The organism is Streptomyces erythrochromogenes (assembly GCF_036170895.1).
Taxonomy (GTDB): Bacteria; Actinomycetota; Actinomycetes; order Streptomycetales; family Streptomycetaceae; genus Streptomyces; species Streptomyces erythrochromogenes.
The window spans coordinates 7685200-7700141 of record NZ_CP108036.1; the positions used below are offsets into that span (position 1 = coordinate 7685200).

At 72.3% G+C, this 14942-nt stretch carries 12 protein-coding genes and 1 pseudogene; 9 read left to right on the forward strand and 4 right to left on the reverse strand.

The annotated features are described in order from the left end of the window. The first annotated feature begins 103 nt into the window (after positions 1-103). The 3 genes and pseudogenes from OHA91_RS35205 to OHA91_RS40055 form a co-directional block, all read left to right on the forward strand. Entirely contained in the window at positions 104-808 is a 705-nt protein-coding gene (locus OHA91_RS35205; RefSeq protein ID WP_031157563.1) for a hypothetical protein, read from the forward strand. A gap of 191 nt (positions 809-999) precedes the next feature. Further along, entirely contained in the window at positions 1000-1146 is a 147-nt protein-coding gene (locus OHA91_RS35210) for a hypothetical protein (protein WP_266505408.1), read from the forward strand. A 354-nt stretch (positions 1147-1500) separates the two neighbouring features. Further along, positions 1501-1680, forward strand: a pseudogene (locus OHA91_RS40055) (hypothetical protein); the annotation flags it as partial. A 222-nt stretch (positions 1681-1902) separates the two neighbouring features. On the opposite strand, the gene OHA91_RS35215 reads toward OHA91_RS40055, so the two are convergent. Beyond that, on the reverse strand, positions 1903-2745 hold the full coding sequence (locus OHA91_RS35215) for a MerR family transcriptional regulator (RefSeq protein ID WP_328740694.1): 843 nt from the start codon (positions 2743-2745) through the stop codon (positions 1903-1905). A 291-nt stretch (positions 2746-3036) separates the two neighbouring features. Between OHA91_RS35215 and OHA91_RS35220 the strand changes: the two genes are divergently transcribed. The 4 genes from OHA91_RS35220 to OHA91_RS35235 all read left to right on the forward strand — a co-directional run bounded on the left by OHA91_RS35220 (position 3037) and on the right by OHA91_RS35235 (position 6925). Continuing rightward, a complete protein-coding gene (locus OHA91_RS35220; RefSeq protein WP_245240277.1) occupies positions 3037-3999 on the forward strand; it encodes an aldo/keto reductase in 963 nt (320 codons plus the stop codon). Positions 4000-4103: 104 nt separating this feature from the next. Then, positions 4104-5615: an alpha/beta hydrolase gene (locus OHA91_RS35225; protein WP_328740695.1), complete on the forward strand. Its 1512-nt coding sequence runs from the start codon at positions 4104-4106 to the stop codon at positions 5613-5615. Positions 5616-5697: 82 nt separating this feature from the next. Further along, positions 5698-6495: an MBL fold metallo-hydrolase gene (locus tag OHA91_RS35230; protein ID WP_328740696.1), complete on the forward strand. Its 798-nt coding sequence runs from the start codon at positions 5698-5700 to the stop codon at positions 6493-6495. A gap of 256 nt (positions 6496-6751) precedes the next feature. Then, positions 6752-6925, forward strand: coding sequence for a hypothetical protein (locus OHA91_RS35235; RefSeq protein ID WP_158714903.1), 174 nt, complete (start codon positions 6752-6754; stop codon positions 6923-6925). Between the two features lie 20 nt (positions 6926-6945). On the opposite strand, the gene OHA91_RS35240 is transcribed toward OHA91_RS35235, so the two are convergent. Then, on the reverse strand, positions 6946-8250 hold the full coding sequence (locus OHA91_RS35240) for an MFS transporter (RefSeq protein ID WP_328740698.1): 1305 nt from the start codon (positions 8248-8250) through the stop codon (positions 6946-6948). Positions 8251-8435: 185 nt separating this feature from the next. Here OHA91_RS35240 and OHA91_RS35245 point away from each other — a divergent pair, with 185 nt between their 5' ends. Continuing rightward, the gene (locus tag OHA91_RS35245) at positions 8436-9521 is read left to right on the forward strand and encodes an AI-2E family transporter (RefSeq protein ID WP_328740699.1); all 1086 of its coding nucleotides are present in this window, start codon (positions 8436-8438) and stop codon (positions 9519-9521) included. 31 nt (positions 9522-9552) lie between these two features. Further along, positions 9553-11580: a prolyl oligopeptidase family serine peptidase gene (locus OHA91_RS35250; protein ID WP_328740700.1), complete on the forward strand. Its 2028-nt coding sequence runs from the start codon at positions 9553-9555 to the stop codon at positions 11578-11580. A 54-nt stretch (positions 11581-11634) separates the two neighbouring features. Here OHA91_RS35250 and OHA91_RS35255 read toward each other — a convergent pair whose 3' ends face one another. Continuing rightward, on the reverse strand, positions 11635-13035 hold the full coding sequence (locus OHA91_RS35255) for an MFS transporter (RefSeq protein WP_328740701.1): 1401 nt from the start codon (positions 13033-13035) through the stop codon (positions 11635-11637). Continuing rightward, positions 13028-14878, reverse strand: a complete 1851-nt coding sequence (locus OHA91_RS35260) for a glycoside hydrolase family 15 protein (protein ID WP_031157573.1) — start codon at positions 14876-14878, stop codon at positions 13028-13030. Before OHA91_RS35260 ends, OHA91_RS35255 begins: the two co-directional genes overlap by 8 nt. Positions 14879-14942 lie beyond the last annotated feature (64 nt).

The window sequence follows — 14942 nt, forward strand, 5'->3', positions numbered from 1 at the left end:
AGCCCTGTACGTGACCCCGGGCGATGTCCGGCCGGCCGTTGTCAGTGGCGGGCGCGAGGATACGGGCATACCGCTGAACCAGCCACCTTCCGAAGGGTTCTCCATGTCCGTTTCCGTCTCCGGGCCCGCAGCCGACGCCGCGGCCATCGCCTTCCCCACCGGCTGGTGCGCCACGGACCTCGGGAGCTTGCGGCCCTGCGCGTCCACATACGAGGTGTACCCCCTGGAGAGCCTGCCGCCGCTGGAGGCCGCGCACCTCGATGACGGGTTCGACTGGTTGGGCGGGGCGGGCGGGCCGCGATCGGAGCACGCGGAGCATCTCGCGGCCTTGGAGCGGGAACTGACCGAGGCCGGACTGGCGCTCCCCGAGGGCTTCGCCGCCTTCTACGGCAGCGAGCACCTCTGCCGCACCTTCGACGAGGTCTCGGTGACAGCCTGCTGGAGCCACCTTTCCGGTCCGCTGCACAGCCCGGCCGAGGACGGCGCCCGTCTCCTGCGGTTCCTGCGCGACCAGCAGGACTGCGTCATCTGGTACCTGTACCTGCGCCCCTCCGGCGAGGCGTTCGTGGTCTTCTCGCATGTGGAGCTGGAGTCCGCCGGCTGGTGGGCGGACGGGGAGCCGACCGAGGAGGTCCGGGCCGCGGTGGCCTCCTCGATGGTGCGGTGCGCCGACACCTTCGAGGAGTTCGCATACCGCTTCGTCGTGGAGAACGAGCTGTGGATGCAGGCGCACTCCGACGGCGCCGAGAGCCCACTCGCTCCCCGCCTCCAGGCGTACGCCGACCACTACGTGTCCGCCGCCTCCTGACCCCGGCGGGCCCGCCCGCACGCGCTGCTGCCGCGGGTGAGGCAGATCTCCGGAGCGGGCCGGGCCGCAGCGGCGCACGCTTCGTTCATGGGGTGGGGGCCTGGTGGTAGCGGATGTCGGGGCCGGGTCGGTAGCGCCCCAGGAAAACAGACCTCCGCAACGGCGACCACCACGTCCCCACCCTGTTGGAGATGACACTCCGTGCTCTGAAGTCCAAGGCGCGACGCGAGCTGAGCGCAGTCATCGGTCCCGCAGACGAGCACGTGCTCGACCGCACCCTCAACAATCCCTTCGCGCCCCAACACCTCCCCTGGTGGATGCGTCGAATCGGTGCCTGACCCTCCAGCCGTTCCTGGTTCTGACCGACATCTCCAGGCACCTCAGGCCAGCAACGCTGCCTGCAACGGCCGACATGCGTTCTTCGTTCTGGGGATCGCCCGACACCTGGGCTGGGGCCTCAACACCGCCCTGCCGTACGCGAACGCCGCACGCTGGCATGAAACACCATCCGAGTAAGCCGGCCAGGCCCAGCAGACTGGACCCCTACAAGCCCTACCTGGAACGACGCTTCGCCGCAGGCTGCACCAGCGTCACCCACCGCCACAGCGAACTCGTCGCCGACAACGCGCCCGTCACCTGCCAGATGGTCCGCGCCCACATCGCCACCCTCCGCGGGGCTCCGGCCAGCGCGTCTCACCGGCTTCGCACTCCGCCTGCTCCGGGACCTTGACGCTGTGACAGCCGGGCTCCCCCTGGACTGGAGCTCGGGCAGCATCGAGGGCGCCGTGAATCGGATCAAGAAGATCAAGCGGCAGCTATACGGTCGAGCCGGATTTGTGGCGCCGTCGTGGTCGGTCGCGCCGACTCGGTGACGCACTACGCCGTACCCCGGCGGCCGCTCTCCTGGCCACGGCAGGTCGGGGTGACTCCCCGGCAGGCGGACTGTTTCCGGCATCGCGGGGCCGTCGACGCTCTGGACCGCGCGTCGGCCGGGGCCGGGACGGCGGTTCTGGGCCAGTTCCTGTTCGGAACCGGTGGAATCGCCAAGGCGTCCAGGACATGCGCGCCGGCGATGATGGCCCCCGGGCACGTGATCAGCTGTCCGTGGAGAGGTCCTGGCCGAGGAGCTGTGCCGTGAGTTCCATGCACCGCATCCGGGCGGGGGAGAAGTCGTAGGGCATCTTGGCAACCGCCTCGAAGGCGCTCATCTGGGCGTCTTCCTCGCCCTTCAGGTCCGCGTCGTAGGTCTCGAAGAGCCTCTCCTCGGCCGCGTGCAGCCCGGCTGCCTCGATGGCCTGGTGCAGGGCTCTGTGGTGGGCACAGTGCTGCTCGGCGAGTGCTTCGACGCGCGGGTCATCGGGATCGACGCTGTCGTCGAGGGCGGTATCGGCCGCGTCGAGGCGGTCCGCCTCGGCACGCAGGTCGGAGTGCGCGGCCAGCACGATGAACACGCTGGCTTGGAGGGCGGCGCCCAGCGGCCCGAAGATTCGTTCCGTGACCAGCAGGGCTTCCAGATCGGAGGGGCGCAGCGCGCCGGGGGGCAGGTGGCTGATCCGGTCCGTCACCAGTTCGGAGAGCAGACCCATCGGGCTGCCCACGGTGCGCAGGCGCTGGACGGCCGCGCGCTGACGTTTGATGTCCGCCTCCCGGGCGGCCAGGGTTTCCTCCAGCCAGCAAAGGGTCTCCTCGACGTCCCGGCCTTCATCGAAGGCGGCCCGCATGTCGTCCAGGCTGATCCCGACTCCCGCCATCTTGCGGATCCACAGGAGGCGGATCATGTCGTCGTAGCCGTAGCGGCGGCGGCCGTCCCCACCGCGCTCGGGCTCCGGCAGCAGCCCGATCTCGTGGTAGTGGCGAATGGCGCGCGGGGTGGTCCCGGCGAAGGCGGCGGCATCGCCGATCTTGACCTGCCGGGGAGGTGTGGCGGAGGGGTACATCGCAGACGGAGCCTTTCGTGCTGTGGTGCCTCGACGACACCACATGCCGTTACGGCATGTGCAACCACCACACCGCCAGGCCCTGGCCACTGCAGGGACCGCTTCAACACGACGAAGCGGAACGGCGGCGACGGTGTGCAAGGCCAGTGCGCCCTCACCCTGGCCGGGAGTCCCGAACGGGCCGCGGGCCTGCCGCCCGCGCGGCCCTCGGCGCAGCACGCTTCGCCGAGGAGTTCGCCCGCGGATCCGCCCGCCCGGCAAGACCGGCAGGACACGGCCTAGGGTGGCGTGGTGACGAACGAGGGTGTGGGCATGAGCGACGACGACCGGGTGCTGTACGGGTGCATGGGCCTGGGCGGGAGCTGGGATCCGGAACCGTACGGGCCGGGCGACATCGATGCCGCCGAGGCGGCCGTCGAGGCCGCCCTCGACAGCGGGATCACCGTCTTCGACCACGCCGACATCTACCGGCACGGCAAGTCCGAGGCCGTGTTCGGCGAGGTCCTCGCGCGGACGCCCGGCCTGCGCGACCGCATCACGCTCCAGACCAAGTGCGGGATCCGGCTCGGCGACGGGGACCGCCCGGGCATGTACGACCTGCGCGGGGAGACCGTCACGCGCCGGGTGGAGGAGAGCCTGACCCGGCTGCGGACCGACGTGATCGACGTCCTGCTGCTGCACCGCCCCGATCCCCTGGCGGACGTGGACTCCATCGCCTCGGCGCTGACCTCCCTGCACCGGCAGGGCCTCGTACGGCACTTCGGCGTGTCCAACATGGGCGCCGCGCAGATCGCCCACCTCCAGGCCCGGCTGGACCAGCCGCTCGTGGCCAACCAGCTGGAGATGAGCCTGCACAGCCGCGACTGGGTGGAGGCAGGGGTGCTGCTCAACACCCCCGCCGCCACGGCCAACGGATTCCCCTTCGGCACCTTGGAACACTGCCGTGACCACGGCATCCGCCTCCAGGCCTGGGGCGCGCTGGCCCAGGGCCGTTTCACCGGCCGCCAGCAGACGCCGGCCGAGCGGGCCACCGCCGAGCTGCTGGCCGAGCTGGCCCGGCGCAAGGGCACGACGCCCGAGACCGTCCTGCTGTGGTGGCTGATCCGGCACCCGTCGCGGATCGCACCGGTCATCGGCACCGCCCGCCCGGACCGGATCCGCGCCTGCCGGGACGCGGCCCTGCGCGAACCCGACCTCACGCACGAGGAGTGGTACGAGCTCTGGGTCACGGCCCGCGGCGTGCCCCTGCCGTAAGCCGGAAACCGGCAAACCGGCGCCGCCGTAAGGGGGTTGGCCCCACCACGGCCCGACCGGCCTGCCGGATGGGGCCCCGGCGTGTGATCGACAAGGCTTGCGCCATGACGACCCACCCGAAGAAGGCCCTGCTCCTCGCCCTCGCCGCGGCCACGGTGGCGGCGGGTCCCACGGCGACCGCCGCCCCGGCCGTCGCCCGGCCCGCCACCACCGCCGTCCCCAAGCTCGACTGGAAGCCCTGCGCCACACCCGGCGGACCGGCCGCCCAGGAGTGCGCGGTACTGCCCGTCCCGCTCGACTACGGCGACCCCGACGGCCGGCAGATCCACGTCGCCGTCTCCCGCGTCCTCAGCGACCGCCCCGCGGCCCGCCGCGGCACGCTCGTCGTTATCCCCGGCGGCCCCGGCGGATCCGGCGTGCAGCGCCTGGCCCAGAAGGGCGCCGCCCTCCAGCGGGAGCTGGCCGGCGCCTACGACCTGGTCGCCTTCGACCCGCGCGGGGTGGGCGCCAGCACCACCGCGAGCTGCGGCCTCGCCCCCGGGGACCGGTACCTGACCACCCTGCGGTCCTGGCCGGGCCCCGACGGGGAGATCGCGGAGAACACCGCCCGCTCCCGCCGCATAGCCGAGGCCTGTGCCCGCCACGGGGGCACCGAACTGCGCAGTTTCACCACCGCCAACCAGGTCCGGGACCTCGACCGCCTCCGCGAGGCCCTCGGTGAACGCAAGCTCTCCGCCTGGGGGACCTCGTACGGGGCGTACGTGGCGGCCGAGTACGCGCAGAAGTACCCGCGGCGCACCGACCGCTGGGTCCTCGACAGCACGGGCGACCCCGATCCGCAGCGGGTCGCCCGCGGCTGGCTGGCGAACATGTCGCGCGGCGCCGACGAGCGCTTCCCCGACTTCGCGGCCTGGGCTGCGCACCCCGACCGGGACCGGGACGGCCTGCGCCTGGCAGCACGGCCCGAGGAGGTCGAACCGCTGGTCGTCGCGCTCGCGGCCCGACTCGACCGGGAACCGCGCCCGTCGACGACGCCCGGGGTGCCCCTGACCGGCAACGGGCTGCGCCAGGTCCTCCAGAACGCCCTCTACGCCGACGCCGCCTTCCCCGCGTTCGCCCGACTGGCCAAGGCCGCCCAGAACCCGGTGGGAACCCCCGCGCTCCCGCCCGAGCTCGCACAGCCCTTCCGTGACGAGGACGCCGCGGTCATGGTCGGCGTCATCTGCAACGACGTCGCCTGGCCGCACACCTCCCCGAACGGCTACCGGGCCGCGGTGCGGGAGGACCGCGCCCGCTACCCGCTCACGGCCGGCATGCCCGCCAACGTGCTGCCCTGCTCCTTCTGGAAGACCGCCCCCGAGGAGGCGCCCACCCGTATCACCGACGACGGGCCGTCCAACGTCCTCATGCTCCAGAGCCGCCGGGATCCGGCGACGCCGCTGGCCGGTGCCCTGAAGATGCGCGAGGCCCTCGGCGCCCGCGCCCGCATGGTGACCGTCGAGCAGGGCGGGCACGGGCTCTACCTCGGCAACGGCAACGCGTGCGGCGACCGGGCCGTCACCGAGTTCCTCACCATCGGCCGGCGGCCCGCCCGGGACACGCACTGCGCGAACTGAGCCCGCCGCCCGCGCGCGGGGGCACCCGGACGGCGCCACGATGGAGGGAGGACCCGAACCTCGCACAGCCGTGGAGATCGCCATGAGCACGCACAAGGTGGGACCCGAAACCACCGTCCTCGCGGACTGTCTGGAGGTTCCGGGCATCGGATTCCTCCCGATCAACGCGTTCGTGCTGCACGCCGAACAGCCGGTGGTCGTCGACACCGGCCTCGGCCTGCCCGACCGGGACTTCCTCGACACGCTCGGTTCGGTGATCGATCCCGCCGACGTGAAGTGGATCTGGCTGACCCACCCCGACCGCGACCACACCGGAGGGCTGTTCGCCCTGCTCGAAGCCGCTCCAGGGGCGCGCCTGGTGACGACGTTCCTCGGTGCCGGGATCATGTCCACCGAGCGGCCGCTGCCCATGGACCGGGTGTACTTCCTCAACCCCGGCCAGACCCTGGACGTGGGCGACCGCACGCTCCACGCCTTCCGGCCGCCCTTGTTCGACAACCCGGCGACCGTGGGCTTCTACGACGACCGTTCGCGGACCTGTTTCAGCTCCGACTGCTTCGGCGGGCCCATGCCCACGGCGGACCTGGCGACGAGCACCGACGTCGCGCAGGTGCCGGCCGAGGAGCTGAGGGCGTCCCAGCGGCTGTGGGCGAGCGTGGACAGCCCCTGGGTGCAGATGGTGGACCCGGACCGGTTCCTGGCCACCGTGGACCCGCTGCGGGTGATGGACCCGCACACCGTCCTGTGCACGCACCTGCCACCCGCGGTGGGCCTCACCCCGCAGCTCATCGACACCATCGCCGCGGTACCGGGCCTCGACCCGTTCACGGGGCCGGACCAGGCCGCGCTGGAACAGATGCTCGCGACTTTCGAACCGTAGCCCCTCTGCACCGCGGTCCCTCCCGGCCGTCATCACGGTGATGCCGGGCAACCCGTACGACGCCGTCCCCTCCGCCGGGGTGACGGTCGGCCCGGTGGGCCGCTGTTGGAAGGGCCGCGGACGCCTCCCCGTGGCCGTTCCGACGCGGCCATGTCACTCAATACCCATCCGTACTTGTGGGTACTGCGGCCGAATGGCGCCGGATTTGATAGTTCTGGACAGGTCCGGTGTTGGAAACCTGCGGGAAGGACTGGGCATGTTCGATCTACTACGCCCGGAAACCGTCATGTGCCCCTTCTGCAAGGCCACCGCCGCCGACGGGGTGGTGCGCACGCTGCGGACGGGGGCGGGCTCCCTCTCGGTGACCTGGCACGCCCTGAACTGCCCGCACTACGCGGCCGACCGGATCCTCGCCGACAAGGAGGGCTGAGGGCCCGCATCCGGGCCGCGTCACACGGCCGTGCCGGCCTGCGCACCGCTCGGCTCGGCCTCCCGCGCGGCCCGGCGGCGCAGCGCGTCCTCGTCGGTGTCCGCGTCGTACGAGATCAGCTTCGGCAGCAGCGCGGCCAGCACCGCCACCGAGGCCACACAGGCCAGACCACCGCTCCAGAAGGCCGGCCGGGTCCCGGTCCAGCCGGCCATGGTGCCCGCACGGACCTGGCCGAGCTGCGGGCCCACGCTGTACGAGAGCACCTCGATGCCCGCGAGCCGGCCGCGCAGCTCCTCGGGGATCGTCTGGTTCCAGATCGTGGCGCGGGCCAGCCCGCTCAGCATGTCGCCGGCGCCCGCCACGGCGAGGCAGAACAGCACCAGCCAGATGCCGGGCACCACGCCGCCCGCCGCGATCGCCAGACCCCACACCGTGGCACCGAACACCACCAGCAGCCCGTGCCGGCGCACCCGGGACACCCAGCCGCTGGTCAGCCCCAGCACCAGCGAGCCCACCGCCCCCGCCGCGTACATCAGACCCAGTGCCCACACCGCGTCCAGCTCGTCCGCGAGGAACGGAAAGATCGTGTTCGGGAAGGCGAAGAACATCGCCGCGAGGTCCACGGCGTACGTCCCCAGCAGCACCGGCCTGCTCCACGCGTAGCGGGCACCTTCGGCGATGCCGTGCAGCGACGGACGCTCGGCGCCCTCGACGGGCGGAGCCGGACTGAGCCGCGCGCACAGCAGAACGGACCCGAGGAAGCCCACCACGGTGACGGCATAGGCCGAGGCGTGACCGGCGTAGGCGACGACCAGGCCGGCCAGCGCCGGGCCGACGATCGCGCCGAACTGGTAGCGCAGCCCGTTGAGCGCGGCCGCGGCGGTCAGCTGGTCGTGCGGCACGATCCGCGCCATCAGCGAGTCCAGAGCCGGGCGCTGCAGCCCGGCCAGCGCCGACACGCCCGCCGCGACCACGTACAGCGGCCACAGCAGCGGATCCGGCAGCAGCGCGTTCACCAGCAGCACCAGGGCCAGCACCCCGAGCGCCGCCTCGGTCAGCAGGATCATCCGCCGCCGGTCGACCGCGTCCGCGAGCGCGCCCCCGTACAGCCCGAAGACCACCAGCGGTACCAGCTCCACCGCGCCCATCGCGCCGACGGCCAGCGGCGAGTCCGTCAGGTGCTTGATCTGCAGCGGCAGCGCGATCATCGCCATGAAGGAGCCGAAGTACGTCACCGTCCCCTGGTAGAACAGGAGCCGGAAGTCTCGGCTGGAACGCCACGGGGCCAGATCGGGCAGTACGGCTGCCCATCGGGAAGTGCTCACGGGAGGCCATCGTGCGCGGCTGCCCCCGACCCCGGCAAAGGGTTTTTCCGGACTCGTACCGGACACCCTCCGCCGGACCCTTCCGCCTGCACTTCCGCCTGCGCCTCCACCGGCCGCCCGCCCCGGACGGGCGAATCCGGGGCGCGGTGCGTGGCATCGCGGGCCCGCCGTGGCACCCATGGACCATGCCGCCGGTGTCACCGTTCCTGCGTACGGCCGCGTCGTACGCCTGGCGCCTGCTGGTCGTCGGCGCCGCCGTCTACGCGGTCTTCGCCCTGCTCGGCCGCTTCCACGAGATCGCGGTCGCGGTCTTCCTCGGCCTCGTCGTCACCGCGCTGCTGTGGGTGCCCACGCGGCACCTGGCCCGGGCCGTGCCCCGGACGATCGCCGTCGCCCTGGGCCTCATGGGCAGCGCGCTGATCCTGCTGGGCGTGCTGACCCTGGTCGGCGAGGCGGTGGCGGGGGAGAGCACGACCCTGGCCAGGGAGTTCCGCGAGGGACTGGCCAGCATCGAGGCGTGGCTGGAGAAGCCCCCCTTCCGGCTGAACCCGGAGGCGCTCTCCGACGTCCAGTCCCGGATCGGCGAGTACCTCTCCAGCCACCGCTCCACGGTGCTCAGCCAGGCGGTCAGCGGAGCCGGGCGGCTCGTCCACGTCCTGACCGTCCTCGCCCTGGCGGTCTTCTGCTCGTTCTTCTTCCTCCACGGCGGCGACCGGCAGTGGGCGTGGTTCTGCGACCAGCTGCCCGAGACGGCGCGGGAGCGCGTGACGATCGCAGGGCGCGCGGGCTGGCGCACCTTCACCGGATACACCCACGGGATCGTCGTGGTCGCGGCGACGAACGCGGTCCTCGTCGGGCTGGCGCTCTACCTCCTCGGGGTCCCGCTGGCCGTCCCGCTGGCGCTGCTGGAGTTCTTCGCGGCCTTCATCCCCCTCATCGGGTCACCGGTCGCGCTGGCGGTCGCCGCGGTCGTGGCCCTCGCCGCGAAGGGCCCGCTCGTCGCGGGGATCGTCGTCGCGCTGATCGTGATCATCGGCCAGATCGAGGGCCACCTGCTGCATCCGCTGGTGATGAGCCGGGCCGTCCGCCTCCACCCGTTGGTCGTCGCGATCTCGGTGGTCGCGGGCGCGATCGCCGCCGGCGTGGTCGGCGCCGTGGTCGCGGTCCCGCTGGTCTCCGTCGTCTGGTCGGTCCACTCGGCCCTGCGCGAAGCCCGGCGCGAGGACCGGCGCGAGGCCCTGCGCGAGGACCGGCGCCCGTCCGACGAGTGACCCCGCCGGTCGCTTCCTGCACAATCGCCTGATGAGCGATGAAGACCCCTACCTGTGGCTGGAAGACGTATCCGGTGAGGACGCCCTCGCCTGGGTCCGGGAGCGCAACGCCGAGACCGTGGACGCGCTGACCGGCGACCCCGGCTTCAAGGTGCTCGAGCAGGAGATGCGCGAGGTGCTGGACGACGACGGCCGGATCCCCTACGTCGTCCGCCGCGGCCACCACCTCTACAACTTCTGGCAGGACGCCGACCACGTACGGGGCCTGTGGCGGCGCACCACGCTGGAGGAGTACCGCACGGACCGCCCGGCCTGGGAGGTGCTCCTGGACCTGGACGCGCTGGCCGAGGCCGAAGGGGAGAAGTGGGCGTGGGCCGGCAGCAGGGTCCTGGCCCCCGAGCACCGCCGCGCCCTGGTCCTGCTCTCCCGGGACGGCGCCGACGCCTGCGTCGTGCGCGAGTTCGACCTGGAGACCCTGGAGTTCGTCACGGACGGGTTCACGGTCGCCGAGGCCAAGACCCGGATCGGGTGGATCGACCACGACCGGGTCTGGATCGGCACCGACTTCGGTGCCGGCTCGATGTCCACGTCCGGCTACCCGCTCCAGGTGCGCCGCTGGCACCGCGGCACCCCCCTCGAAGCCGCCGAGCTCGTCTACGAGGGCCGCCCCGGCGACCTGTCCGCCTCCGGCTGGCACGACGACACCCCCGGCTTCGAGCGGGACTTCGTCCACCGGCAGATCGACTTCTGGAACCAGGAGCTGTTCCTCCTGCCCGAGGACGCCTCCGCCGAGCCCGTGAAGATCGACGTACCGGACGACGCGAGCGCCTCCGTCCACCGGGAGTGGCTGACCGTCACCACCAAGACGCCGTGGCTCGGCCACCCCGCGGGCAGCCTGCTCGCCTTCGACTTCGCGGCGTTCCTGGCGGGAGCGCGGCAGGCCGAGGTGCTGTTCACCCCGGACGAGCGCACCGCGCTCGGCGGATACAGCTGGACCCGCAACCACCTCATCCTCGGCACCCGGGCCGACGTCTCCTCCAGCCTGGAGCTGCTCACCCCCGGCCCCGACGGCTGGCACCGCGCACCGCTGCCCGGCCTGCCGCCGCTGTCCACCGCCTCCGTCACCTGCACCGACCCGGACGTGGGCGACGAGTACTTCCACCTCGTCACCGGCTTCCTCCAGCCCTCCACCCTCTACCGGGGCACGGCGGGCGGCGAGGACGACAGCGAGCCCGTCAAGCAGAGCCCGGCGCTGTTCGATACCGCGGGTCTCACCGTGAGCCAGTTCTTCGCGACCTCCGCGGACGGCACCCGGGTCCCGTACTTCGTCGTCGGACCCGGGGAGCGGTCCGGCCCCGGCCCCACCCTGCTCTACGGGTACGGCGGCTTCGAGATCTCCATGGTCCCGTCGTACAGCGCGGTCACCGGCCGCGCCTGGCTCGCGCGCGGCGGCACCTACGTCGTCGCCGGCATCCGGGGCGGGCACGAGTACGGGCCCGCCTGGCACCGGGCGGCGCTCGGCGCGAACCGGGTCCGGGCGTACGAGGACTTCGCCGCCGTCGCCCGGGACCTCGTCGCCCGGGACATCACCACCCATGCCCAGCTGGGCATCGAGGGCGGCAGCAACGGCGGCCTCCTCATGGGTGCGATGCTCACCCGCGAACCGGAACTGTTCGGCGCGGTCGTCGCGCACGTGCCGCTGCTGGACATGCTCCGCTTCCACAAGCTGCTCGCCGGCGCCAGCTGGATCGCCGAGTACGGCGACCCCGACGACCCCGCGGACCGGCCCCACCTGCAGGACATCTCCCCGTACCACCGGATTCGGGCGGACGGGCCCGCGTACCCGCCGCTGCTCCTGCTCACCTCGACCCGCGACGACCGCGTCCACCCGGGGCACGCCCGCAAGATGGCCGCCCGGCTGCGCGAGGCCGGCCATCCCGTGTTCTTCCACGAGCACATCGGCGGCGGGCACGCGGGCGCGACCGACCACCGGCAGACGGCCTTCAACGAGGCCCTCGTCCACACCTTCCTGTGGGAGCGCCTGACCCCGCCGAAGTGAGCACCGGGCCGGGCCCGCACGCGCGCACCGCGTGCCCGGCCAGGCCCGGAAGGATCAGGAAGCGACGGCCCGGGACCGGGCCCGGCCCCGGGGGAGGAGGGCCGCGGCGGCGAGACCGGCGAGTCCCAGGACCGCCAGGGTGGCCATGGCGGCGCCGTAGGCGTGGGTGCTGAGACCGGCGACGAGGATGGTGCCGGCGACCGCCGTGCCGAGGGAGGAGCCCAGGTTCGACACGCTGCGCGACAGGCCGGAGATCTCGCCCTGCCGCTCCTCGGGGAAGCTCGACTGCACGATGTTGACCGACGGGGTCAGCATCACGCCGAGGCCCAGGCCGATCAGCAGCAGTCCGGGTGCGAACGCCCAGGGGTTCGGGGACCCGCTCACCATGGCGAGTAGCAGGGCGATGCCGGCGATCGTCACGACGAAGCCCGTCATGATGAGGGCGCGCTGCGCGTACCGCTGCGCCAGGCGTTCGGCGGCCAGCGACGTGGCGAGCAGGCCCAGGGTGGCGGCCGTGAAGATCACGCCGGTCCGGATCGCGTCGTAGCCTCGCACGACCTGGAGATAGGCCGCCACGGTGAACGACGTCCCCATGAGCAGCAGCCACTGGATGTTCTGCGTGACCAGACCGAGGTTGGAGGTGCGGTCGCGGAACAGGCTCGTCGACAGGAGCGGCTCCTTCCCCGCCCGCTCCTTGGCGCGCACCCACCGGAAGAACCACAGCAGCACCAGCGCACCGAGGACGAGCAGCCCGGCCATCAGCCAGACGTTGTCGTCGGCGGCCAGGATCCCCATGACGACGAGAATGAGGCCGACGGCCGACAGGACGGCTCCGCCTGTGTCGAAGGGGCGCGTGGGATCCGGTGGCAGCGGGTCTTCGATCCGTCGGCTCAGCAGGATGATCACGGCGATCACCAGGGCCTGGAAGACGAAGGCGGCCCGCCAGCCGATGCCCGAGGTGATGAGTCCCCCGATCAGCGGCCCCGCGGCCGCACCGACGCCGCCGAGCGCCATGATGGTCCCGAACGCGCGGGCGCGCGAGGAGACTTCGGTGAAGAGCAGCGTCGTGAGGATGTAGACGGGCGGGATGAGCAGCGCCGTGCCGACGCCCTCCAGGATCGAGTTGCCGAGGATGAGGACGCCCAGGCCCGGGGCGGCAGCGCTGAGCAGGGCGCCGACGCCGTAGACCGTGAGACCGGCGAGGAAGCACCGCTTGCGGCCGTAGCGGTCGGTGAGTTTGCCTCCCGGGATCATCAGCGCGGCCATCACCAGGAGGAAGATCGTGATGGTGATCTGCACGCCCTGGACGGTCGTGTCCAGGTCCGTGCTGATGTCGTTGATCATCACGTTCATGTTGGAACCGGCGAAGCTGCAGATGAACTGCGCGAGGGCGAGCGGGGCCAGTACGCCGCGCGGCGCGCCCGGCGGCCGGTCCGGAGCGGCGGCTTCAGCCACCGGCGCCGCCTCCCTCCGCCCTGTCGAGCTGCTCGTCCAGGGCGAGGGCCGCCGCGATCAGTGCGAGGTGGGTGAACGCCTGGGGGAAGTTGCCCAGTTGTTCGCCCGACGGGCCGATCTCCTCGGCGAACAGGCCGACGTGGTTGGCGTAGGTGAGCATCTTGTCGAAGGCGTACCGGGCTTCCTGCGGCTTGCCGGCGCGGGCCAGCGCCTCCACGTAGAGGAAGCTGCAGAGGTTGAAGGTGCCCTCCGAGCCGCGCAGCCCGTCGGGGGAGGCCTCCGGGTTGTAGCGGTAGACCAGGCTGTCGCTGACCAGTTCGCGGTCCATGGCCTCAAGGGTCCTGAGCCAGATCGGGTCGGTGGGGGAGAGGAATCCGACCCGGGGCATGAGCAGGAGCGAGGCGTCCAGCACGTCGGTGTCGTAGTGCTGGACGAAGGCCTGCTTGTCCGCGTTCCAGCCGCGCTCGACGATCTGCGCGAAGACGGTGTCGCGGACCTTCCTCCACCGGTCGATGTCGGCGGGCCGCGCGAACGCGGAGGCGAGGTGGATGCCGCGCTCGAAGGCCACCCACGTCATGAGGCGGCTGAAGGTGAAGTTCTGGCGGCCGCCCCGGGTCTCCCAGATGCCCTCGTCGGGACGGTCCCAGTTCTCGGCGAGCCAGTCCAGGACGTGGGCGTACGCCATCCATCCCTTGATCCCGCCCATGTCGCGGGTCTGGGCCAGGGCGTCGGAGGCCTCGCCGTAGATGTCGAGCTGGATCTGGTCGGCGGCCGCATTGCCGGCGCGGACCGGCTTGGAGCCCTCGTAGCCGTCGAGGTGGTCCAGGATCTCCTCGGTCAGATGGGGTTCGCCGTCGATGCGGTACATGATCTGCAGGGGCTCGCCCGAGGCGGTGCCACCGGCGGCGAGCCGGTCGAGCAGCCAGCGGCGGAAGGCGGCGGCCTCCTCGACGAACCCGAGGTCGACCAGGGCCTTGACGGAGAGGGAGGCGTCCCGGACCCAGGTGAAGCGGTAGTCCCAGTTGCGCTCGCCGCCGACCTGTTCGGGCAGCCCCATGGTGAGCGCGGCGATCGGCGCGCCGGTGGGGGCGTAGGTGAGCAGCTTGAGGGTGATCGCCGAACGGTGCACGATGTCGCGCCAGCGGCCGCGGTAGGTGCAGGAGCGCAGCCAGGTGTGCCAGAAGGTGCGGCAGGCCTGCAGTTCGGCGCTGATCCCCTCGGCCGACAGCGGAGGCGGCGCGGGGCCGTCGTCCGCGTCGCTGGTCAGCACCACGGCGGCCACCTCCCCGGCGGCCAGGGTGAAGCGGGAGGTGAGGTCCTCGCCGTCGCGCCGCAGCACGATGGGGCCGGCGACCGTGGCGACCTGCAGGTGCAGCTTCGTGCCCGGACCCCGGAAGACGACCGACGTCCGGTCGAGCTCCTCGAACGTGTGCGGTGCGCGCCCGTAGTCGAACCGCGGGCGGCATTCGAGGTCGAAGTCCAGACTGCCCCGCACCACGCGCACCACCCGCACCAGCCGGTGCCGCTGTGTCGGCGCGGTGGTCTCCAGCGGAGCCATGAAGTCGGCGACCTCGCCGACCCCTCCGGGGCCCATGTACCGGGTGACCAGGACGGCCGTGTCCGCCTGGTAGAGCTGGCGGACCACGGTTCCGGGCTCGTGGGCGAGGTCGGCGGCGAGCCGGCAGTAGCCGCCGCGCTCGCTGTCGAGGAGGGACCCGAAGACGCTGGGGGAGTCGAACCGGGGTGCGCACCACCAGTCGACCGTGCCGTGCGAGGACACGAGCGCGGCGGTCTGGAGGTCGCCGACCATTCCGTGGTCGGCGATGGGCGGGTACGCGTTCACACGTGGCTCCCTCGCTCGGGCCGGATCCGGCACGTGGCCGGGGTGGCGCCTTCCCGGTCCGTGT